Annotated in this window: 23 protein-coding genes and 1 other RNA gene; 8 read left to right on the forward strand and 16 right to left on the reverse strand. The window is 46.7% G+C overall.

Annotated elements, in window-relative coordinates; genetic code table 11:
- A partial coding sequence (locus QXV08_RS03340; protein WP_342821402.1) for a hypothetical protein occupies positions 1 to 378 on the forward strand: 378 nt, incomplete at its 5' end.
- Here QXV08_RS03340 and QXV08_RS03345 read toward each other — a convergent pair.
- The 3 genes from QXV08_RS03345 to QXV08_RS03355 are packed head-to-tail and all read right to left on the reverse strand — an operon-like array spanning position 342 to position 2,976.
- Positions 342 to 2,426 (reverse strand): PKD domain-containing protein, encoded by a 2,085-nt coding sequence (locus tag QXV08_RS03345; RefSeq protein ID WP_342821403.1) that lies wholly within the window; start codon positions 2,424 to 2,426, stop codon positions 342 to 344. The two genes, QXV08_RS03340 and QXV08_RS03345, sit on opposite strands and share 37 nt — an antisense overlap.
- Positions 2,427 to 2,477: 51 nt before the next feature.
- On the reverse strand, positions 2,478 to 2,705 hold the full coding sequence (locus QXV08_RS03350) for a hypothetical protein (RefSeq protein WP_342821404.1): 228 nt from the start codon (positions 2,703 to 2,705) through the stop codon (positions 2,478 to 2,480).
- A 1-nt stretch (position 2,706) separates the two neighbouring features.
- A complete protein-coding gene (locus QXV08_RS03355; RefSeq protein ID WP_342821405.1) occupies positions 2,707 to 2,976 on the reverse strand; it encodes a hypothetical protein in 270 nt (89 codons plus the stop codon).
- Here QXV08_RS03355 and QXV08_RS03360 point away from each other — a divergent pair.
- On the forward strand, positions 2,949 to 3,392 hold the full coding sequence (locus QXV08_RS03360) for a transposase (RefSeq protein ID WP_342821406.1): 444 nt from the start codon (positions 2,949 to 2,951) through the stop codon (positions 3,390 to 3,392). The genes QXV08_RS03355 and QXV08_RS03360 overlap by 28 nt on opposite strands.
- Here QXV08_RS03360 and QXV08_RS03365 read toward each other — a convergent pair.
- On the reverse strand, positions 3,369 to 4,157 hold the full coding sequence (locus QXV08_RS03365) for an EamA family transporter (RefSeq protein WP_342821407.1): 789 nt from the start codon (positions 4,155 to 4,157) through the stop codon (positions 3,369 to 3,371). The two genes, QXV08_RS03360 and QXV08_RS03365, sit on opposite strands and share 24 nt — an antisense overlap.
- Positions 4,158 to 4,276: 119 nt before the next feature.
- Here QXV08_RS03365 and QXV08_RS03370 point away from each other — a divergent pair, with 119 nt between their 5' ends.
- On the forward strand, positions 4,277 to 5,293 hold the full coding sequence (locus QXV08_RS03370) for a GTPase (RefSeq protein WP_342786323.1): 1,017 nt from the start codon (positions 4,277 to 4,279) through the stop codon (positions 5,291 to 5,293).
- Here the strand turns inward: QXV08_RS03370 and rtcA are convergent.
- The 4 genes from rtcA to QXV08_RS03390 all read right to left on the reverse strand — a co-directional run bounded on the left by rtcA (position 5,265) and on the right by QXV08_RS03390 (position 9,764).
- On the reverse strand, positions 5,265 to 6,338 hold the full coding sequence (rtcA, locus tag QXV08_RS03375) for an RNA 3'-terminal phosphate cyclase (protein ID WP_342786324.1): 1,074 nt from the start codon (positions 6,336 to 6,338) through the stop codon (positions 5,265 to 5,267). The genes QXV08_RS03370 and rtcA overlap by 29 nt on opposite strands.
- The gene (locus tag QXV08_RS03380) at positions 6,319 to 6,846 is read right to left on the reverse strand and encodes a nicotinamide-nucleotide adenylyltransferase (RefSeq protein ID WP_342786325.1); all 528 of its coding nucleotides are present in this window, start codon (positions 6,844 to 6,846) and stop codon (positions 6,319 to 6,321) included. Before QXV08_RS03380 ends, rtcA begins: the two co-directional genes overlap by 20 nt.
- Positions 6,847 to 6,891: 45 nt before the next feature.
- Positions 6,892 to 8,835, reverse strand: coding sequence for a beta-CASP ribonuclease aCPSF1 (locus QXV08_RS03385; RefSeq protein ID WP_342786326.1), 1,944 nt, complete (start codon positions 8,833 to 8,835; stop codon positions 6,892 to 6,894).
- A gap of 308 nt (positions 8,836 to 9,143) precedes the next feature.
- A complete protein-coding gene (locus QXV08_RS03390; RefSeq protein ID WP_342786327.1) occupies positions 9,144 to 9,764 on the reverse strand; it encodes a proteasome subunit beta in 621 nt (206 codons plus the stop codon).
- Between the two features lie 76 nt (positions 9,765 to 9,840).
- On the opposite strand from QXV08_RS03390, the gene QXV08_RS03395 reads away from it, so the two are divergent.
- Positions 9,841 to 10,896, forward strand: a complete 1,056-nt coding sequence (locus QXV08_RS03395; RefSeq protein ID WP_342786328.1) for an NAD(P)-dependent glycerol-1-phosphate dehydrogenase — start codon at positions 9,841 to 9,843, stop codon at positions 10,894 to 10,896.
- Between the two features lie 10 nt (positions 10,897 to 10,906).
- On the opposite strand, the gene QXV08_RS03400 is transcribed toward QXV08_RS03395, so the two are convergent.
- The 6 genes from QXV08_RS03400 to QXV08_RS03425 form a co-directional block, all read right to left on the reverse strand.
- Positions 10,907 to 11,599, reverse strand: coding sequence for a peptidylprolyl isomerase (locus QXV08_RS03400; RefSeq protein WP_342786329.1), 693 nt, complete (start codon positions 11,597 to 11,599; stop codon positions 10,907 to 10,909).
- A 98-nt stretch (positions 11,600 to 11,697) separates the two neighbouring features.
- Positions 11,698 to 12,177, reverse strand: coding sequence for a DUF1947 domain-containing protein (locus QXV08_RS03405; protein ID WP_342786330.1), 480 nt, complete (start codon positions 12,175 to 12,177; stop codon positions 11,698 to 11,700).
- A gap of 80 nt (positions 12,178 to 12,257) precedes the next feature.
- Positions 12,258 to 13,484: a DNA primase DnaG gene (dnaG, locus tag QXV08_RS03410; protein WP_342786331.1), complete on the reverse strand. Its 1,227-nt coding sequence runs from the start codon at positions 13,482 to 13,484 to the stop codon at positions 12,258 to 12,260.
- An 83-nt stretch (positions 13,485 to 13,567) separates the two neighbouring features.
- Complete coding sequence (locus tag QXV08_RS03415) at positions 13,568 to 13,756, reverse strand: 50S ribosomal protein L37e (RefSeq protein ID WP_342786332.1); 189 nt, start codon at positions 13,754 to 13,756, stop codon at positions 13,568 to 13,570.
- Positions 13,757 to 13,776: 20 nt separating this feature from the next.
- Positions 13,777 to 14,004, reverse strand: coding sequence for an LSM domain-containing protein (locus tag QXV08_RS03420; protein ID WP_014768146.1), 228 nt, complete (start codon positions 14,002 to 14,004; stop codon positions 13,777 to 13,779).
- 129 nt (positions 14,005 to 14,133) lie between these two features.
- The gene (locus QXV08_RS03425; RefSeq protein ID WP_342786333.1) at positions 14,134 to 16,527 is read right to left on the reverse strand and encodes a DNA polymerase II; all 2,394 of its coding nucleotides are present in this window, start codon (positions 16,525 to 16,527) and stop codon (positions 14,134 to 14,136) included.
- Positions 16,528 to 16,626: 99 nt separating this feature from the next.
- On the opposite strand from QXV08_RS03425, the gene QXV08_RS03430 reads away from it, so the two are divergent.
- On the forward strand, positions 16,627 to 17,697 hold the full coding sequence (locus QXV08_RS03430) for an mRNA surveillance protein pelota (protein ID WP_342786334.1): 1,071 nt from the start codon (positions 16,627 to 16,629) through the stop codon (positions 17,695 to 17,697).
- On the opposite strand, the gene QXV08_RS03435 is transcribed toward QXV08_RS03430, so the two are convergent.
- Entirely contained in the window at positions 17,671 to 18,387 is a 717-nt protein-coding gene (locus QXV08_RS03435) for a nucleotidyltransferase domain-containing protein (RefSeq protein WP_342786335.1), read from the reverse strand. The two genes, QXV08_RS03430 and QXV08_RS03435, sit on opposite strands and share 27 nt — an antisense overlap.
- A gap of 152 nt (positions 18,388 to 18,539) precedes the next feature.
- On the opposite strand from QXV08_RS03435, the gene QXV08_RS03440 reads away from it, so the two are divergent.
- Together QXV08_RS03440 and ffs are read left to right on the forward strand one after the other, a co-directional pair.
- Positions 18,540 to 19,610: a site-2 protease family protein gene (locus QXV08_RS03440; RefSeq protein WP_342786336.1), complete on the forward strand. Its 1,071-nt coding sequence runs from the start codon at positions 18,540 to 18,542 to the stop codon at positions 19,608 to 19,610.
- 51 nt (positions 19,611 to 19,661) lie between these two features.
- Positions 19,662 to 19,945: signal recognition particle sRNA (gene ffs / locus QXV08_RS03445), an RNA gene on the forward strand.
- 247 nt (positions 19,946 to 20,192) lie between these two features.
- Here the strand turns inward: ffs and QXV08_RS03450 are convergent.
- Entirely contained in the window at positions 20,193 to 20,543 is a 351-nt protein-coding gene (locus QXV08_RS03450) for a hypothetical protein (protein ID WP_342788127.1), read from the reverse strand.
- A 128-nt stretch (positions 20,544 to 20,671) separates the two neighbouring features.
- On the opposite strand from QXV08_RS03450, the gene QXV08_RS03455 reads away from it, so the two are divergent.
- A complete protein-coding gene (locus QXV08_RS03455; RefSeq protein WP_342821408.1) occupies positions 20,672 to 20,797 on the forward strand; it encodes a hypothetical protein in 126 nt (41 codons plus the stop codon).
- Positions 20,798 to 20,881 lie beyond the last annotated feature (84 nt).

The following is a 20,881-nucleotide window of genomic DNA, read 5'->3' on the forward strand; positions in this document are numbered from 1 at the left end:
ACAGACAGGGGAACTCATATTTACACGTTTCTGGAGAAGCTGGATAGGATTCTAATATACCCAAAGTATAAAACTGTTGAAGTAAGGTTGGGATCAGAAGGTGATCAACTAGTGATAGAACGATTTGACGGTGTTCGATTCCGTGTAGAAGCAGGCGCTCTACTAAACGTCGTAGCTAACATTGAGGTGAACCCGGGTATAACGCTTGGGGATCTGTATGGAATAATTGCATCTATTTATGCCCACGATGTTCCTGGATTCTTTGGTGAGACGGAAGAAGACGCTTTAAGAAAAAGTTTCGCCATCGCCTTAGGAGTAGCCATGGATGTGGGGTTCCTGTACTACGAAGCAGAGCTTGTTGAACTCGAGTTTGTTTGACCGCGGAGAATAAACCACCTGATTTTTTTCACAGTGTTATTTGCATAAGCAGACCGGTTCTCATACGTGTCGTCAGACGCCTTTTCTATCTTCATTCCAAGCTCTTTTTCAGCGTAGTACTTTAATCCTTCCTTGAAATGGTTCGCGTACGCACGCGCGTTTGTTTTCAGCTGTCTCCAGCTCTGGGATGCCAGGGTTTTTGTGAACGCCTTGAAGCCCTCCCACCTCGGGTGCACTAGCTCCTCTTTGACCTCCTGCTCCACCTGCTTTGCTCTGTCGAAGCCCTCTGTGACTGCTACTACTCCTGGTCCAAGCTCCTGCATCTCTCTCACCGACTCGAACACTTCTCTCCTCGCCTCTGCTTCCGTTCTAGCATGCTTCACCATGCTCGGAGTTACGATGGGCGCCGGCTTCTCTACTTTAACTTGTTGAGCTACAGGTGTTTCCAATTTTGGATACGCGCTAATCTTCGCTGGGGTTGCCGAGACCGCGGGCGCCCTCAGCTTAATGGTTGCTGTTTCTCCTCGTGCCGGGGCCTCTGTTGCCTCTGTTTCTCTCTTAAGAGCTCTCCCCAGTGCTCCTCCGAGCGCCGCTACTCCTTCCCTCAGGGCACCGGCTACTCCACCTACGATTCCTGCCCCGAAGACTCCGAGTATTGATGGAAGTGCTCCGATTATCAATGGATATAATATGCCGAAGACCACGTCCTGCCCTGGCACGACCTTGCTCAGCACTACTAGGAACACGGCGGCTATTGGCCCAGCTATCATTAGCCCTGCTAGCAGGTTCACCGCGTGCTTCACCATCCCCCTTAGGCCCGGGTGGAGGTATGCTACTGCTAGCAGCGGCGATGCGGCCACCAGGGTTATTATCAGCACGTACCTGATGTACACTACGACGCTCGCGAGGAAGAGGGTTATAGCCATGAACGCGGCGTAGTTTGCAACGAACGGCACGAAGTACCCTATGACCACTCCCAGCACTATCTGCAGCATTATCCATGCGAAGACCCAGCCTATGTTTATCTTATCAATCAAGCTGTAGCTAATAGTGTTGAGTATCTGTGCTGTCGCGTTGTAGACGTAGGGTGCAAGCAACGCTAGTGCAACAACCACCACGGCGTCCTTTAGCGATTGAACCAGCCCGCCTGCAACATCTTCTCTTCCAATAACACTCCACACGAGGTTGAACGCTAGGAATAAGCCGAGTCCAGCCATGCTCACCGAGAGCACGAACTTGTACAGCTCGTGGAGCTCGCCTGACTCGGGGAACAGTGGGCACTCAACCAGCTTCTGTAGATCAATCGAGGGTATCACGGTCGAGACAAGCTTGTAGAAGCCGCAGAGGAAGTTGAAGGGCCAGCCAAGCGGACAGTAGTCTTGGTTCTGCACGGTGACTGCCAGCACGTTGAACCCGGTTCTACCCTTCGCGTCTACTACGTCTACCCTGATCGTATACGAACCAGCTGGCTCGTTTCGGGGTAAAGCGTACTTCTTCGTGAACGTGATGTTAGTGCTGGTGGAGTCCTGGCTGGGTCTACTGTTGTCCCCCCAGTCTACTGTAACTGTGTAAGGTGGCTCGCCTCCTGCCGGGATAACAGTTAGCTTCAGCTCCTCGTTGTTCTTCAGCATCGTCGTGGACGCCACCACGGTGACTGACACGGTTCCGCCCGGGCCTATCTCAACCCCCGTAGCCAAGCTAGCCGCGAAGAAGCCTATGCCAACCACCAGCATTGCACCCACTAGGCTCCACGCGCCCTCCGCCATTCTCCCCAGAGCCAGGTAGACAGCGGCTGAAACCAGCAACGCTCCTGAAATAGCGTAGAACACCCAGCCGTACGGTAGCGGCGGCGTTGCACCACCGTAGAGTGCTTGAACCAGGCCCCATCCAAACGCAACTATCAGTATTGAAGCTAAGCCGCCGGCGATGTACCTAGAGTAGTCCTCTCTGCCCATTACACGTAGTATCACTCCGTAGATGAAGCTTCCGAGCCCGGCGGCGAAGCCTATCCACAGTCCGTATGAAATGAGTTGCCAGACATCAACCATGGTTTACCCCTGTGAGCATGCTCTGCTTTAAATCATGAACTTTAAAGAGTGCTATATTGGAGCAGTGTAGTAGATCAGCGCTGATAGTAGTACTGCTCCCGCCAGCGCGAGCAGGGTTGCCCAGCAGAGCCTCTTATTATACCTGTATATTAATACTAAAACAAGGGAAATAACGAGAGACAATGTGAAATCGCTTAATCCACGTGGAAGCGGTATGTGTGAGACGGTTGTCTCCCACGCCCTCAGCCAGGCTTCCGCTACTGCCTGAGCCAGGCTCACGCTAGACCACCAGGATCAACCCTTTTCTTTCAAGGTCTTCTAGGAGCATGTATGCTTCTTCGAGTGAGCTATCTACGTCTTCTTCGCTGGATGACACAACGTACGCCCACGCGATCTTCTCGACGTCCGCTCCCGGCATGTGTGCTATTATCAGCATTATCCGTGAGAGCTTATCATTGTTTAACTTGAAATAGTACCCGTTTGCCTCGATTACAACGGGCTCATAGCTTACTACACGGTACTGTGGGTAAACCCTCATATCGACCTCCATGTAGTAAGCCTGGTTTAAAAGCCGTTAATGCCCACAGACTGAAGCAGTCTAGCATACGTGGAATTCACAAACTATTAATAGAGAAGCTAAAGGAGCATGGAGAACCATACGTGCTAGTAAATCCCCGCAACACATCCTCGACATGCCCTATCTGCGGCTCTAAGCTCGCCCCTGTGACGGGCAATGCCCAGAGGGGAGGCTGGAGGCCGAGGATAGTGAAGTGTCCTGCCTGTGGCTTCACACACGATAGAGATGTCGTAGGCGCCATGAACCTGGTTAAGAGGTTTCTCCTAGATGTGAGCCCCGTGCCGTTGGGCTCGAAGGGTGCCCATGACCTCCATGTGGAGTGGCTAGTAACCACGGTGAAGCATGGAGTTGAGGCACAACCCGCCCTAGAAAAACCTACAATGACCTAGGGCGGGAAACGGTTCGTGGAAGATCAATGTGGATAGTATTGTAGCTGTTAATGGCTCCATTGATGAGAGCATGGAGGCTATGCTGGCATTGGTGCTCCTTAAGCCCTTCATATATAGTAGGTATCCTAGTATTGTGACCACTAGTGAGAGATATAGTGAGGACATTATTACTGAAGGTCTTAGGAAGCCTTCCACGTGTGTTCCTCTACTAATGTAAGCCAGTAGTACTGGGACCAGTGCTCCTGTTGAGGATCCCAGTGCAACCCCTAATGGGTCTTCTCCTTCTACCAGTATCTTCTTCGAGTATATTATATATGCGGCATATAGAAGCGATGAGAGCAATGCTAACGCTACCCCCATAGGGTTTAACGATAACTCGCCCAGGCTGGTTAATGAAGACCCTGTAATAGATAATATTAATGCAGCAAACCCTCCTATACCCATCTCCTCGTTGAGAGTGATCATGGACACTATGGCAACAATTACCGGGTACGTGTAAAACAATAGCACAGTGGTGGAGACTCCAATCATATTTATAGCGTTAAAGTAAACAATGTGATAAGGGCCCAGTAGTAGAAGCCCGAGTAATAGAGTGCGAGCCTCCACACCTCTTCTTAAGGCGTAGTATAAGTAGAATGGAACAGTTAAGCCGAGCCTAAGTACTAGCAATTCCTCGGGCGAAACACCCATGTTGAAGCAATATTTAGCGACAGCACCGGTTGTTCCCCATATAATGGTGGCGATGACTATGAATAGTATGGGCAAGCGGTCAGCACCCATAGATAGCATCGTATAAATCCCATATAAAAACCATGGTGGCACCTCCATAATATTAAGTAATTATTAGTGATAATTAACATAGATTCAACGGGGATAAAAACAATATGAGCATTAAAGGCGGGAGGGAAAGGGATCTCAGCAGGTACTATATTAAGACTTATGGGGAGTTATTGAAACAAGTGGACTCCAAGCTGAGGGGTCTGAGGACCCCTGCTACGGCTAGGAAGACTATATTGTTAAACAAGCTAGAGCTAGCCTACAGGATCATACATGATGAGCTCGGCGTAATAGTGAGCGTTCTCGATGTGGTTGATGAAATGCCCGAGTTCTTTAGGGAGCTATATAGGATCTACGTCGGCGAAGACCCTGATAGAACCAGGCAAGTGTTCAAGGCATATATGAGGATTGCCAAGGAGATCGCTCAGGAGTACCTGGATGAAATACGTAGGGGAAGTAGTGATCCAGTAAAAGTATTCAGGGAGGGATTAGGGAGGCTTCTCTCCCTGTATAAGAGGAAGGCGAGGATCATAGTGCTTGTGAAGAAGTATGTTAGCGAGGTGGCAAGGATGCCCGATGTCTCAGGAGATTATAGGGTTGTTATAGCGGGGGTCCCCCAGGTGGGTAAATCCACACTTATCTCGAAGTTGACGAGGGCTAAGCCGGAGATAGGCTCGTATCCTTTCACAACCCGTAATATTGTTGTGGGGCATATGGTGGTTGGGGAGGTTGGCAGGATAGTCCTAATAGATTCACCCGGCATCATTGATACTCCGCTTGAGGAGAAGAATATCATTGAGAAACGAGCCATATTAGCGGTAAAATACTTGGCAGACCATTTATTATTCGTGTTTGATGTCAACCCCTCCTTCTACTACTCTATTGAGGAGCAGCTCAGGGTGTATGAAACAGTGAGGAAGCTGATCGGTGAGAAACCGGTTACACTAGTGGTGAACAAGGTGGATTTAGTGTCAGGCGACATACTTAGAGAAATGGTTGAATTAATTGAGTCAAAAACAGGCTTGAAACCCATTTGTATCTCAGCACTGCTGGAAATAAACATGGATGCTTTAAGAAATGAGTTAGTGGAAGCGTTTACGGCTTATACCCAACGCCCTGGATAGTTATTATACCTGGTTTACCCAGCTCCCCCTCTACTTCTACCTTTGCCTCTGGAAAGAATAACTTTCCAACCTCTATGGCTGTTAACAGGTGAAGCGTGATCATTGAAACGCCCACCCTACTTACCCCCTTGGCTAGAAACATGTAGGGTATTAGCATATCGCCCATGTGCCTATCGAAAGCCATGCCTGTCTCTAATTCCTCGACGAGTCTTAGAGCGGCTTCTTCACCTACTCTCTCAGCTGGTTTTCCTTTCTCGCCTAATGAATCACTGCCTAGTCTTACCCCTGGCTCGGCTTCAGCATAGATAAGGATGCCGCTTCCAGGGCCTAGATGAGGGTCTTTACCTGGTGGATAAGTCTCTATCTCCTCTATTATTTTCTCCTTGAATATCCTTGAGAGAATGCTTCTAGCCGACTCACACTGTCTCACAGCTACATGGGCAGGTAGCTTAACGCAGTAACTGTGTATTCTGAAACTCCTTATACGCCCCCTTCTAACAATCATTAATGGCTTCAAGGCCTCTTCGACATGTTTAACTTCTACATTAACTAACCCGCCGCCCCTAGGATAGTGTCCTCTTCTCATCACCTCGATCTCGGCTTTAACGCCCATGTGGCTTATATTATATAGGAAGACGTGTTTAATATAATCTATTGGAGGACTCCACGATACATTTGTTCCCCCCTTCAACCTTATCCTTGAGTCTCCCTCGGCAAACAATAGTACTGGAAGCATTGCTTGCAGTACTAGTGAAATACTTCCAGCGGTTCCAATATCTATCTCCATCTCACCGCTTCTCCTACTGGTTGGTTTAAACACGATCTCCATGCTGCCTACTTTCGCGTTCTCCACCTCAGCCCCTGTTACCTCTTTAAGTGCTTCAACAGCTGTTAAGTGCTGGGGACGGAGGCCTGGGTTATCTCTTTTCGCTCTTATATTATATACCCTGATAGGCTTAAGTGTTAAAGCAGATAATGCAAGGGCATACCTAAGTATTTGTCCACCACCTTCTCCAATACTGCCGTCAATTTCTAGAATGCTCATTCCTGCACACCTCCCTTATTCTCTCGGCTCCCTTTACTTCATCTATGTATCTCGAGATAGCGTTTGGCACTAGTTTCCTCCAGTATTCATTGCCCTCGAGGATTAATTGCCTAATGTACGCGCCACTGTATTTATCCGGCTCCACAAGCTCTACTCTAATCGTTTTAAACCCAATCCACTTAAATAACTCGAGAACATGCGGGTTCCCTGATGCAATACTTGAGACCCTGGGCACTAGTGAGAGAGTGTATGTTGTCCAGGCCATCGGCATATTAATGTCGGGAACCGGTATCAGCCAGGCTTTCTCAAACAATGCTTCCTCCTTGAGTGCCCTGGCAATCATTTCTAAGCGTTCCCCAGCTGTAAACGGGTTCCTGCATGTAAAACCCTCTTGGGCGCTACCTATGGCTATAACTACTTCATCAAAGCCCTCTAGAAGCCTTTTAACCACGGATAAATGCCCATTGTGGAATGGCTGGAATCTACCCGGGAATAAAACCCTATTCATAGAGTGAGCCACCTGAACTCCGCTAATCTATGATAGATTTCAATGCTATGTTAAATTAATGGTGTCCAATATATTAGGCACTAGCACCTCGGGGCGCCCCTTGGACTTTAATTCCTTATCACTTCTAAGTAGTGTAGCCAGCGTGCTGAGTGCTGTGGGCTCCCCATGGTTCAGTAGTATCTTCTTTGGTCTGGGCGAGATGTCTCTAGCGTACTCTAATAGCTCGCGTTGATCACTATGTCCACTAAAGCCCTCGATACTATATACCTCTAGCTTTATAGGTATCGCCTCAACCTTGTTTTCAACAACCATGGTTATCTCTCTAGCGCCATCCTTTATTTTCCTACCAAGCGTCCCCTCGGCCTGATACCCTACGAACACCAGGGAGTTTCTCTCATCGCTGGCTAACAGCCTCAGGTAGTCTACTGCAGGGCCACCGGTGAGCATTCCACTTGTCGCTATTATTATGGATGGCTTGTCTTCAATGATGTCCGGCCTTGCTATCCCGGTTTCTATGGGTTTCAACCATTCCGATGTAAACGGGTTTTCTCCATTGTATATTGCTTCTCTAAGGGATTTATTCAGGTACTCAGGGTACTGTGTATGTATAGCTGTTACCTCGTTAACTAATCCCTCGACATATATATTCATCCTTGGTATTTTACCGTTCTTCATGGCCTCATTAAGTATGAGTATTATTTCTTGTCCTCTTCCAACAGCGAATACCGGTATTAACACTACTCCATTCCTCTCACTCGTTCTCTTCACTATATCGATTAATTGTTGCTCGGCTTGAATCCTACTCTCCTGGAGGGTTGCTCCATAAGTGCCCTCCATTATAAGGGTTTCAACCCGTGGGAACATGGTATTGGCTTTATTGAGCAGTCTCGTCTCAGAGTACTTGAAGTCCCCTGTGTAGACTATATTATGGAGGCCCATGCCTATATGCAAGTGGACTATTGCAGAGCCAAGGATGTGGCCAGCATTATACATTGTGAGCTTTATATCCGGTGCTACATCTGTTACTTCATCATAGTCCACGGTTATAGTGTGAAGCAGCATTGTAGATATATCTTTCTCTGAGAAAGGTATGTACCTACCAGACCTCCTGGTCACATCAATCAAGTCCTTTAACATAACGATCATTAGCTCCCTCGTAGGCTTCGTCACATACACGGGTCCACGGTAACCATACTTATAGAGTATGGGAACTAACCCTACATGGTCTAGATGGGCATGGGTCACCACGACACCATCCAGCTCCTCGAGCTTCAGGGAGTCTATTTCTAGGAATGGGTAAGCCTTATTGGGGTCGTCTATGGCGCCAGTGTTTAACCCGAGATCCAATAGTATCTTGCTCTCCCTTGTCTCAACTAATATAGCCGATCTACCAACCTCTCTGAAGCCACCTAGCCCTGTTACCTTGACATAGTTGTTCCTATATATTACATCCCTATGTATCCTCTCTCCGAGTCGCCTTAGATACTCGACTCTATAACTACTCTGCTTTAATACATTATTGAGTACCTCGTAGAGGGTCTTTGATTCCAGTGGTGATGAACGCTGAGGGATAACGCGCCACCCTGTTTTAGCCAGGATCAAGTGCCTCATCATGCTTCCTCTTCCAACCAGGTAGCCAGGTTTTTCTACTTTAACCCATACCTCGCCTAAGGCTTCATCGAAGTATATTCCGTTGGGATCTATCCCGGCGTCTTTAGGTGCCAGTAGCTTTATTAGTTCCTTTGCCTCCTCTGGTGGGAGTCGGCTCTCGGGGGAAACCCTGATGACGACTCTCTTACGTACTTTCTTAGCTATATTCTGCGCTAGATCAAGGTATTTCTCGATGGCCTCCCTGTTCCTCACATATATTACTATGAAGGGACCCTCGAACTCTATGTTAGATAACTCGAGCTCTGGAGGGATCTCTTCCATTATGTTCTTCAGCAACTCTAATTTGTTCTTCTCTAGCAGTATTCTATCTGGTTTCACAAGTCATCACTCCACTCCTGTATTCCTGAGGAGTAAACACTACCGTAACGCTGATTAATGAAACACATATGAGGGTTTTTAACTTTAACGCAGTCTATACGGCATCTAACAGTTTGCCCCTAGAGGGTCACTCCCTGTGTTTTAGGGTCGCCTCTAGGGCCTCCACCCTGCTTAGCCCATCCCACGGGCTCACGGGTGGCCCTAGAATACCTGGGGAATACAGGGTTCTAAGACTCTCAGTACTCTGCCTTAGAGGATTGACCTTCTTCCCGCCCTAAAGAGGCGAGGCTTTCAATTGTAAAAACCCTTTAAAACGACTCGATTGTTTTCTTTAATGGTATTGTTTCCTCGGAGTAGACGCCGGGCCCTATTACAACTATATCTACTCCTTCCCCGCTGAATCCATCCCTCATTATAGCTGATGAAACAGCGCTGAAGGCGAGTTTCTTAGCTTCCTCGAGGCTTAGATCGCTCCTGTAATTTTTCTCTAGGATCCCGAATGCCACTGGGGAACCGCTCCCAGTAGCCATATACTTCTCCCTCGTTACACTCCCGTATAGATCCATGTAGTATAGGCTTGCACCAGTGTTATCTCTGCCTCCTAGTAGTAGTTGGACTATGAATGGGCTGTATCTTAGGTAAACTGATAGTATTAACGATATCCTTGAGGCTAACGCCTTAATTGGTATTGGTCTCCCTATCTCGATCTCGTATTCCCTAGCGATATACCTGGCGTTCTCAACAATATATTGTGCATCAGCCACTAGCCCTGATATAGTTAATGCAGCATAATCTGTTATCTTGGAAATCTTTTTAACAGCCTTATGGTAAACCATTGGTCCAGCCGTGGCTCTTTTATCTGCTGCGAGAACAACATAGTCCCCGGTAACAAGTCCTACAGTGGTGGTCTTCGAAACAGCCTCCTGCAACAACTCACACCTCCTACTAGGATTAGGATATAAGCTTATTTGGTATTATAAAGATGTTAAAGACTGGTGCGTGATCTTGGAGAGTATTCACAGGATAATCCTGCCGAGCAAGGTAATTATTGGTCCAGGAGCTATTAAGAGCATTGGGGAAGTCATTAACGAGGTATCAGGTGGTTCGGAAAATATAGGGATAGTAACCGGTGAAAACACCTATAGGATCGGTGGTAGGATAGTCGAGGAATATCTCAGCGGACATAGCAAGGTGGAGACCTGGATAGCCGGGGACGCCTCGATCTCAACAGCCGAGAAAATATCGTTGAAGGCCAGGGAGAGCAGTATAGGCTTAGTCATAGGTGTTGGGGGAGGACGCGTTATAGATATAGCGAAATACGTCGCGTTTAAAAACAATATAGACGTTGTGAGCGTGCCATTAGCACCCAGCCACGATGGCATAGCAAGCCCGTTTGCAAGCCTTAAAGGGACCTCGAGGCCTACTAGCATATATACTAGAACCCCCTTCGCCATCATAGCAGATACAGACCTAATATCCACGGCGCCCAGGCGCCTAATTCTATCAGGTGTAGGCGATCTACTCGGTAAACTCGTAGCCGTTAAAGACTGGCGTCTAGCCCATAAGTTAAAAGGAGAATACTATGGTGAATACGCTGCCCAGTTAGCATTGTTAAGCGCTAAACATGTCTTGAAATACCATGAGCTGATAGGATCCGGGTCTAGGGAGGGGTTGAGAATCCTTGTTGAGGCATTAATTAGTAGCGGCGTGGCTATGTGTATAGCCGGTTCGAGCAGGCCTGCGAGCGGTAGCGAGCACCTCTTTAGCCATGCATTAGACCTGGTTGCCCCGGGTAGGGCGCTACACGGTGAGCAAGTCGCCTTGGGGACGATAATAATGCTGTATATTTACGGTGATAGCAGATGGAGGCTCGTCAGGGATGTAATGCAGAGAATAGGGTTGCCGACGACTGCAAGGGATCTAGGCTTTAGTCCGGAGGAAGTAGTGAAGGCTTTAACGATAGCACACACTATTAGGCCTGAAAGATACACTATACTCGGTGAGACAGGGTTAACACAGGATGCTGCTTACAGGGTCTTAAGGGAGACAGGTATTATTTAACTAAAAACTTTTAGCTCCTGCTTACTACTTCCTGGAAGACTATTGATGAGACTGCATCCTTGAATAACTCCATGATGTCTGCTGCTAGAGCTATCTTAGAGTAACTTATATCCTTCTTTGACAGGTATTTACCAGGTATCGTTACAAATAGTTTTTTCTCTGCCTCGTTGAGGCTCACCTCTATTTCCTCACTAGGTATCTTCAGGTATCTAGATGATAATGCCTTGATCTTCTCAATGGTGTTCTCGAGCTTCCTGACTATTTTAACCTTATACAAGAGTGTTTTACCGGCGAGCGGGTGGTTGAAGTCGATTGTGACTCTTCCACCGCTGATACTCTTAACCACCCCGCGGGCACCGCCGATCTCGACGACGTCGCCCACGTTAATGCTGTACCCTCTCTTCTGGAATTCTCTTAGGCTAAATGTCTTGATTTTATCAGGTGATCTCTCGCCAAATGCTTTTTCAGGAGGTAGCTCAACCTCCACCTCGCTTCCCACATCATGCTTTAATAGTTCTTCTTCAACATTCTCGTTGAGCCAGCCTCTACCAATGATTAATAATGTGGGACCGTATACCCTATCGGCTTCATAGATGTTTTCCTTCTTGGCTAGCTCGGCATCCGTGGTGTCAAGCAACGTGTTTGTGTCCTTTACCCGTACATTATATTCCACCAATACGAAGTCGCCCTTGCTTAAAGCCATATAGCTCACCATGAGCATTCATACCGTATATAGTGTTTCAACCGGGATACATTAAAAGACTTAAGTCTTATTTTAAATTTAACCCTTTCCATCAATACCTATACTGCTTTATAGTATTCATCGTTGAGGTGGTGCAGGATTTTAACTGCCTTCCCCTTCTTAACACTACCGTTCTTAATGACCTCTGAGTCGATTAGCGCTGATCCAATAGCGATAACCCTCCCGGTCTCCTCATCTATGATGGCAACTATATCGCCAGCTTTGAAGCCACCTATAATACTCCTTATACCAGGCACCATTAAGTCGGCTCCTCTTAGAAGTGCTTGCGCAGCGCCTTTATCAACTATGATGCTTGGCAACGTGATTGAGTGTTGAGGGTTTTTAAGGAGGTATCTTAGACAAGGTATCCATTGCTCACCGTGTTTGAGAAGAGCAGGTGTCTTATTTACCAGTATAAATATATTGCCTCCATCCTCATAGTACTCGAATAGATCCTCCTCTGAAACCGGCAACCCATACCTCTGGAACTCCTTGATGAATTGCTTCTTATCCTTCTTGGAGAGCGGGTAGCGTTTCATGGTTTAACACCTATAGCTATAGGTTGTATTTATTGGTGAAAAGTAGTTGTAAACCCGGAACCAAGTCATTATAATGGGTCTCAGGCGAGCTCGTTAAAAGTTAGAATAGTTAACTCAGGCGTCTTAAACGTTATTTTCCCTAGCCTGGCTCCAATCAGTATTTTAACCCGTTTCTCCACTGCGGCATCAATCAGTCTCTGAGTTATAATACCATCAAATACAATGGCGTGTATTTTCTCAGGCTCGGAAGCCTGAATCTCTGAGACGAGATCTCTCACGGGTATCCTTTTTACTTGGTCCCACTGGCTAGAGTAAAATATGGCTTCGAGCGTTCCATATAGGCTCTTGATATCCTCGATTAATTTAACAGGGAGAGATAGCGTCTCTGTGATTTCCTTTGTAACCTTCTCGGGGGGTTTAACCACCTCTTCAGGTAGCTTATGAAGCCTCTTCTGTATTTGTATGAGCAACTGAGCCTCCTTGTTGCCTTGTTTAACCTGCTCTTCTAGGTACTGGAAGATCTCTATTTTCTTCCCTAGTGCATCCTCTATTTCACGACTACTTAACTCCTCCACCTCGCGACCAGGTGGTGCACGCGCTATATAGTCTATCTTCGCGTTCCTCAATACTTCCTTTATTATTAAGTCTCCACCATGATCCCCATCCACGAATAGTGTTGTCTTCTTCAGTTCAGCGAGCTTTTTAATAGTATCCGGTACTCTCCTGGCGCCTCCTAGAGCTATTATGTTGGTATACCCGTAGCGCAATAGGTTTATAACGTCTGCCCTCCCCTCCACGATTATTATTTCCTCAGCTTTATCGACTTCGGGTCCTGCTGGAAGTTCCTCAGGCCCATATGAGACGGGCTCGGGAACCTTCAGGTATTCCTGGATCGACTTAATGAGCTCTTTTACATCCGGGGTCTTTTCCTTACCCCATCTTCTGAGTATATCTACTGTCCTCTCCATTATCTTCTTTATCTTCTCCATTCTTAAGTCTACTATGTCTACTATTGATATAGATGCATCGTAGGGGCCTACTTTATCAACGGTCTCAATTAATGCGGCGAGTAATGCTGTCTCCACACGATCGAGGTTACTTGGGATCAGGATCTCGCCGGTGGTCTTACTGCCCTGGGTCTTAGTATTAACCTGGATTCTACCTATACGCCCCTTATCCTGTAGCACCCTTAGATCGAACTCGTTTCCAAATAATCCTTCAGTCTGCCCAAAGATGGCGCCAATTATATCGTGCTTCTCGACTACGCCATCGATCTCTATCCTAGCCCTTATAAGATACTTGGCCATTTACTACACACCATCAAAATAGATTTTGTTGTAAGGGACTAATATTACATGATGTTTATTTGAAATAATTATCGGAAACCCTATTATACTATTCTTACCCTGTTAACCTTCTTATTGGCCCAATTGTAGTGTCTGATCCTCTTACTCCTGCCGAAGCCACATGCAGCACAGTATCCCTTAGCGACGTTGAAGCTGTGACGTCCGCACCTACGGCATCGTATATGTGTTTTACTCCTCCCGTGTTTACCCATACTGGTTGTGCCTTTAACCATTTAGCTCACCTATGTCGCCCTTACTCTCCGAGGGGTGAGATCAATACAACGGTGTCTCCCCTGATGACGACCGTGCCTAGTTTTCTCGTGGAGCCATTGCTCAGTATTTCCTCGGCATCATCCAGTACTATGTTTAAATGCTGGTCGAAGCTTCTAAGCTTCCCTCTAAGCGGGATATTATCCTTGGTTTTTATCAAGACCTGTTTCCCGAGGTTTTCTTCGAGTATTTTATGCGCTGTCTCGCTCATACGATCCCACCTAATAAATCATCGTTGCATACTAATTATTACTGGATTTCTACTTAATGACCTAATTAAGCATAACCTTATAAATCTACACTTACAACTGGAAGCCCCGTCCCCTAGAGCGGGAGGAGGTCATGTCTTCTTAGTGTAGTCGAACAGGCTTTTCCTGCCAGCTGTGCTGGCTACTTTTTTCAATTGTGTATCGGTTACTCCAAAGTACTCTAGGATCCTTAGTGCGGCAGGTATTATTTGGTGATCAATATAGTACATAGTGTCTACTAGCTTGGGGTCCTTCACGAACATATAGGGCTCAGCCCTATCGGATATCTTGCCAGAGCCCTTTACAACGATATATCCTATTTTATCACCAACCTCTATCTTCATACCCATCCTCTTCATTTTTCTAGCTGCATTCACATGAGGGGCTTCTGCCTCGTATTCCTCAATGCTTTTCGTAAGGGTCTTCCATATAATTAGTTTCTCAAGGGGTATTCTACCCTGGTTCAACTCTGCTATGGTGTTTCTCACGTATTCTATTGCCTTCTCAATGTTTTTCTCGCTTAACAGGATCTCGGTTACCTTCTCCTGTACCTCCTTAGCTATCTCAGCCCAGTCTCCTCTGACAGCCTCGAATCCAACTATGTCTACTCGTCCATCTTCAAGTAGCCCGGCATATCGTTTCTTTGCCTCTGTGAAGAAGACCCTCTTATACACCTTGTCTATTTTTATCTCGAAGCCCAGTTCACGTTCGACGTACTCTGAGAGCCTGGTTATTTTATCAGATATGTTTTCAACAAAGAGGGAGTCGGTGTCGCCGTATATCACTTTAAGCCCTATTGCCCTAGCGTAATCTATGACGCTTAATATTGTTCTACGGCCCCATGCTGTAACAGCTTCCGCGCACTCCTTGCAATACCATCTAGCTGCTATCCACCCCATGTACCCGTATGTTGCGTTAGCTAATACCTTGATCGCCTTCTGCCTCTCATCAAGCAATCTGTACTCCGGTGAATCCATCTTGTATTTCTTCATCTCTCCCCTTATCTGTTTCCTCAGTGAGAGCAGTGTCTGAAGTACGCCTTTGAAGAATCCAGGTGGCTCCCTCAGGAAGCAATGTTTAACCTCGGGTGCTACATAGTGTTCACTCTCACTGCATATACCCTCCCTTATGATGGTGTCCGGCCCTATATTGTATTTTATCATGATGTTAGGGTACATGCTTGTGAAATCTAGTACAGCAATGTTCTCATGTATACCAGGTAATGGTTGTAGCACCACAGCCCCCTTGTAGGGCTCAGCCTCTTTCTCAATTCTATTCGGGATCAATTCATCCCTGCGGAAAGCTTCCCTCATTAAAAACCATTCAAGCCTATTCCCCACGCTGGCCGCTCCAACTTGATCCAGGGGAAGCCCTGTTATACTCGACAACTGCATTGCAAAAGGCAGGAACTTCTCCGCCAGACCCATCGTCGACTCTACATCCTCTAGATTATACCTCAGCAACAAGGGTTTTCTTGCCGGGTCCCTCCAGTACCTTGGGAACTCTATGTAGTCGATGAGCACTCTCTCACTTCTCTTCATTACACCTAGATAGTCGGCTACGATGTCCAGGCTCTTTAACTTCACCTCCGGTATTTCTTCAGCGAAGTTCAAGAGATCCACATGGATTCTTCCAGGTATTGATATGTGTCCATAAGTGCTTTGAGAGGGCTGTCCATCCCGTCTACGGCCTACATCAAGCTTTAAGTTGTTTACTCGTGCACGCTCCATTAGGTAGGGCCAGTCGAACCTGCTACTGTTATACCCTACTATTATATCGGGGTCGTACCTGAGGATATGGTCTGTGAATTCCATGATGACCTCTTTATCGCTTAATTCTTCAGCTATAAACTGCTTGACCTCGCCGTTGCTTGTTTTCACCCCTATTATTATAACGGGGTCTCTCTCCGGATGGGGTGTACCGGTTTCACTATACACCTCTATATCGAATGCCATTACCCGTAGATCCCTAGGCGGCCTAGTATCCCCCATGGGTTTAATGGAGCCTACAACCTCGTAGAAGCGTGTGGCCCTGTATTTAGCTGGAACAGGTGCCTCCATCACTTCTGCAGTATGCCATCCACATGGCTCTAATTCGTGGTCTAGGAGATACCTCATGCTGAACCTTATATCAGCCTCTAATACATCTACTACCTCACTAATCTCCCTTATCCTCTCCCTGTACTTTCTAACATACTCTGGGATCACGGTTGTGACCCTTAATGCTTTAACTGGTTTCCCGAAGTACTTCTTCTCAGCTGGCTTCACCTCGATTATAGGCGACTCAGCCTCGCTGAAGGCTCTTATCTTCCTGGCTACGGTTTCAGCATCTATCCTCTCATTTATAATGGCGTAAAAATATGGACGGAACCTCCTGTCTCTAAGTACTACTCGTTCACCATTACGTGTGATACCCCATAGGATTACATGGGGTTCCTTGCCGACAACCTCATAAGTTACGTCTAAAAGGTAAAATTCGATCTCCATTGTTTTTTCACGCTTCAATAATATGATATCTTAATACGCTCATAAAGCTATTACTATAGAGCAAGCATGCAGATGCCGTGCCAGCTGAAGGTGTAGTTGATGAGGGTACTGGAGGAGGACTTGAGAAACGGATACCTAAGGATCCTAGTGGAGGACATCGATGACTTATGGATATTATTCATGGTTCTTAGAAAGGGGGATATAGTCTACGCTAGAACAAGCAGGGAGGTTAAGCCGGGTGAGGGTGGGAGTAGTAGAAGGATACCGATGGTTCTCGGGCTACGCGTCGAGGCAATCGAATTCCAGGAGTTCACGGAGAAGCTGAGGATCAGAGGTATTGTTGTGGAGGGGCCAGAGGAGTTCGGGGTAAAGGGTCACTACCACACGATCGCTATTGGTGTGGGAGACCAGTTAGCCATAGTGAGAGAAGCCTGGAGTAAGCATAGTCTAGACCTCTTGAAGAAGGGGGTTAGAAGGAGGAGAATATTATTAGTGTCAATAGACTACGATAGTGCATGCATAGCCGTTTTAACCGAGCAAGGAGTGAAATACAATAGTGAGATACAGTCAGATCTCCCAGGGAAAATGTACAGGGTTGAACACGAGGAGATATTGGACGAATACCTAGGTAAAGTAGCCTCAGCACTAAATAATGTTATACAGCAGGAGGAAATAGATGCAGTGATAATCGCTGGACCAGGCGACTTGAAGAACAAGCTCGGTGAAAACATAAGGAGAGACAACAGGAAACACGTATACCTGGATACAACCTCTACAGGGGGATGCCAAGGGATTTCAGAGCTACTTGGCAGGGATGTGGTTAAACAGGTTGTCGGGGATTTAAGTATTGTTAAGGCTAAAGAAGTAGTTGAGGAGTTTAAGAGGCTCATTATAAAGGATCCTCAGCTCGTAGCATACGGCGTGGATGACGTATACGAGGCGGTGGTGTACGCAGCCGTCTCAAGAATTGTTGTAGCCAGTGACCTACTTCACGAGCCCGATGATGAGAGACGTACCCGTATATACGAGATCCTTGAGAAAGCATATGAAACCGGTGCAGAGGTGGTAATAGTCCCCGGGAAAAGTGATGTAGGCCTCGAGGTTCAAGGGTTCGGTGGGGTAATAGCGGTGCTCAGGTATAGGTTATTTCGTGGAGAGCATTCTCCTTAACATACTGTTCTCTCGCGATAGCTCTCTCAACGCGTCCTCGAATGTTTCATCGGATGCCAGGTAATACTTGATGAAGACGCCTGTCCTCCCTATACTGCTTCTCCTGGTTAAGACTCTCTCCCTTTCCAGCACGGTCTCTATGCTTATATCAAGCCTCCTTGCAACGTATTCCTCAAAGCCTTTCACAGGTAGTTCATAATGTCCTTTAATGGTGGGATCTATGAATATAAGTGACTTGTTAACGCCGGGGACCCTCTTACCTTCCAATATTCCGTTGTAGCCTAGTACGCCTCCAAACCTATAGAACTCGTATTCCCTTGGCTTGAGCTTCAATAGGGGAAAGCTCACGCTTTCTCTTTCCTCTTGGTCAAGTATTATATATGCCTTAGGCGTGCTTGATGGGGTAGCCATTATTATTACGCGTTCATAGGGTTTTATACCGTGTTTCTCTAGTGTTGTCTCAATAATATAGCTGGGTATGGTGTCCGGGATAAATACATCTATATCGCTTCCTCTCCATACATCACCCCTGGCTATACTACCATGAACGTAAGCGTTTAACCCGTTGTCCACGAATATCCTTAGTAGTTCTACTGCCTTCTCCCTGAGCTTCTTAAGTAGTTCCCAGTGGTCTGGAGTGTATACTACTTCTCTAAATTCAGGCGTTGTCTGTGGTTGGATCCTCTTCAAAGGCTAGCACCGTTCAATACCCTTGCTGCCTTCCATACTGTTGGATCTCCTTTTCTCGTTTTATATGTTGACGACTGACTCGATTTATCATGTATGAGTGGTTCAAGGTATTAAATAGGGTGGAAGGTATTATACTTTGAAGAACGTATCTGGTGAAATGCTTGGATATATTATACGTCTTTATTGCTTCACTGATAGCGTTTTGGGTTGTCGTGAACTTGTTTTATAGGTATTTCCTCGTGGGTAGGTATAATAATATTGAGATACATGGGTATGTAGTGTTAGTGATCAAGAGGAAGACGGAGGGGAGGGCTTCCCCCTCTGGGGAGGCTAGGTTACATAATATATTCCTAACAATACTCTACTTCATCTCCCTAGCACTATTCTTCTATATGGTAGCCATCTCCCTACTCAATAGGCTCTATATAGGTAGTACAGGGGTTGTAGTACTCGTACCCGGGGTAAACGTCGTTGGCATGGATGCATTACTATTTATTATTGCTGCAAGCATCGGCGCATCACTACATGAACTCTTCCACGCACGGTTGGCTATAAGGAATGGTGTACCAGTTAAATCCTTCGGCGTCATGCTCGCCCTCATCATACCACTCGCATACGTGGAGGTTGAGGAAGAGGAGTTCCGGAGAACCGAGGTTTTAAAGCGTCTCGGTGTTCTCTCAGCTGGTGTTGCGGTAAACCTTATCCTAGCAATAGTATCCCTTGTACTATTGACACTGGCAACGTCTCCAATAGGTGTGTTAGTGACCGATGTAGAACCAGGGAGCCCGGCCTACAGGTATGGTATACATGCATACGATGTGATTACGAGTATAAATGGGAGTCTGGTTAAAAGTATAAACGATATACCTGTTGTCAAGATGCTCGCGAAGCCGACATCACTTAATTTAACTGTTTGGAGAAGGGATGCAGGCTACGTGAATTTAGTCATCCCTATTGGGGTGAATGATGAGAGGATAGGGATATACTTGTCTAGTTCACCTAGAATAGAGCTCCTCGAGTACTTAGGCGGGTTACCCGCGTTCCTACTCTACAAGTTCTTACTATGGATGTACATGATTAACCTAAGCCTCTCAATACTTAATGCCGCACCATTATTCATAACTGATGGCGGTAGAATAATCAACGAGCTCGCTGGAAACAAGTATGGAAACATAATAAACATCATCGGCGTAATAATACTGCTCTTAATACTACTCCCATAGAACCATGAAGTCATGATTAATAATCCCTGATGCAATAATATTATTATGCCGTGGACGTAGGGAGGGCCCGGCTCTAGCCGGGCCAGACAACCATGGATCAACCAGGACAACCGGCTATCCCCCACGCCAGGTAATGACCCCCGCCCCATGGGGCTGGTGGAGGTGGAGCCCCCTCTGGAGGGAGGGGGTGAACCACCTTAGCCAGGGGAACCTGGCCAGGCCCGGAAGGGAGCAACCTAACCCTGGACACCAGCGTTCATGGGTTTAACCGGGGTTGAACCGGTGTGGATAAGGCTCTGGCCGGTTGTCCTGGTTGATCCATGGGGCTACGTCCACGGGGTTCAGGTCTGATGTAGGTTTATGTATGCTGTCATCCCTTCATCTCTCTTCCCCTGGATTCCTTCTTGGGTCTGCACCCGGCTTGGGGGCGTTCAAGGCGACCCCTAGAGCACCCCACATCTTGAGTACCTGTTGAATAGATTCATACATGCTATTAAATCTCTATCTCCTACGAAACCGCATTTTTGACACTTCATAACTCAGTGTCCAGATTCAGCTAACCTTTCGCTACTGTTTCGGTTTTTATATTGGTTTATGGACATTGATATCAACCTTGCTTAATGCTCTTAGTGCTACTAGGTATGTGGATGCCATGCGTTTATCTAATCCATATTTCTTCATTATTTCACCGTGTTTCTTGGAGCTTATTGTTCCTCTCGGGTCTACGAGTACTACATGTAGTCCTTTTCTCAAGCTCCTCAATATTCCGTGTAGCAGGAGCTGCTTCTTAGCGAACCTCCTGTTAGCCGTGGGATTCTCAGTAAACCTCTTCCTCTTTACCTCGTAGAGGTTCTCGAAAGCAACGTAATCGGCTCCAATTCTAGCCACGTATTTGATGGCTTGGCCTAGAGCATTCAATCTAAGATGCCTCACCTTTTCTCTTGGAAAGCCCGGTCTAGTGGCTTCCGAGAACCATAGAGCCTTGAGTGAGACAATGTTACAACTGAAAGCCTCGCCCTTCAGGGCGGGAAGGAGGTCAGATCTATGTCTCTGGTGTCTCTATGCCTGTCTATGTGGTTGAAGGTAGCATAATGAGGTATAAGAGGGACTACTACGTAGTATACCCGCTCGGAAGAGAGAACGGGGAGAAGCTGAGAAAACTACACGGCAAAAAGTATACGCTGTGATAGTGGTGGGGGAATAGCATCTAAGTTTTTATCAGTAACTGATGAAAAACCAAAACAGTAGATAAAGGCTTTTTGTTAAGTATT

The organism is Desulfurococcus sp. (genome assembly GCF_038881575.1).
In the GTDB taxonomy this organism is placed as follows: Archaea; Thermoproteota; Thermoprotei_A; order Sulfolobales; family Desulfurococcaceae; genus Desulfurococcus.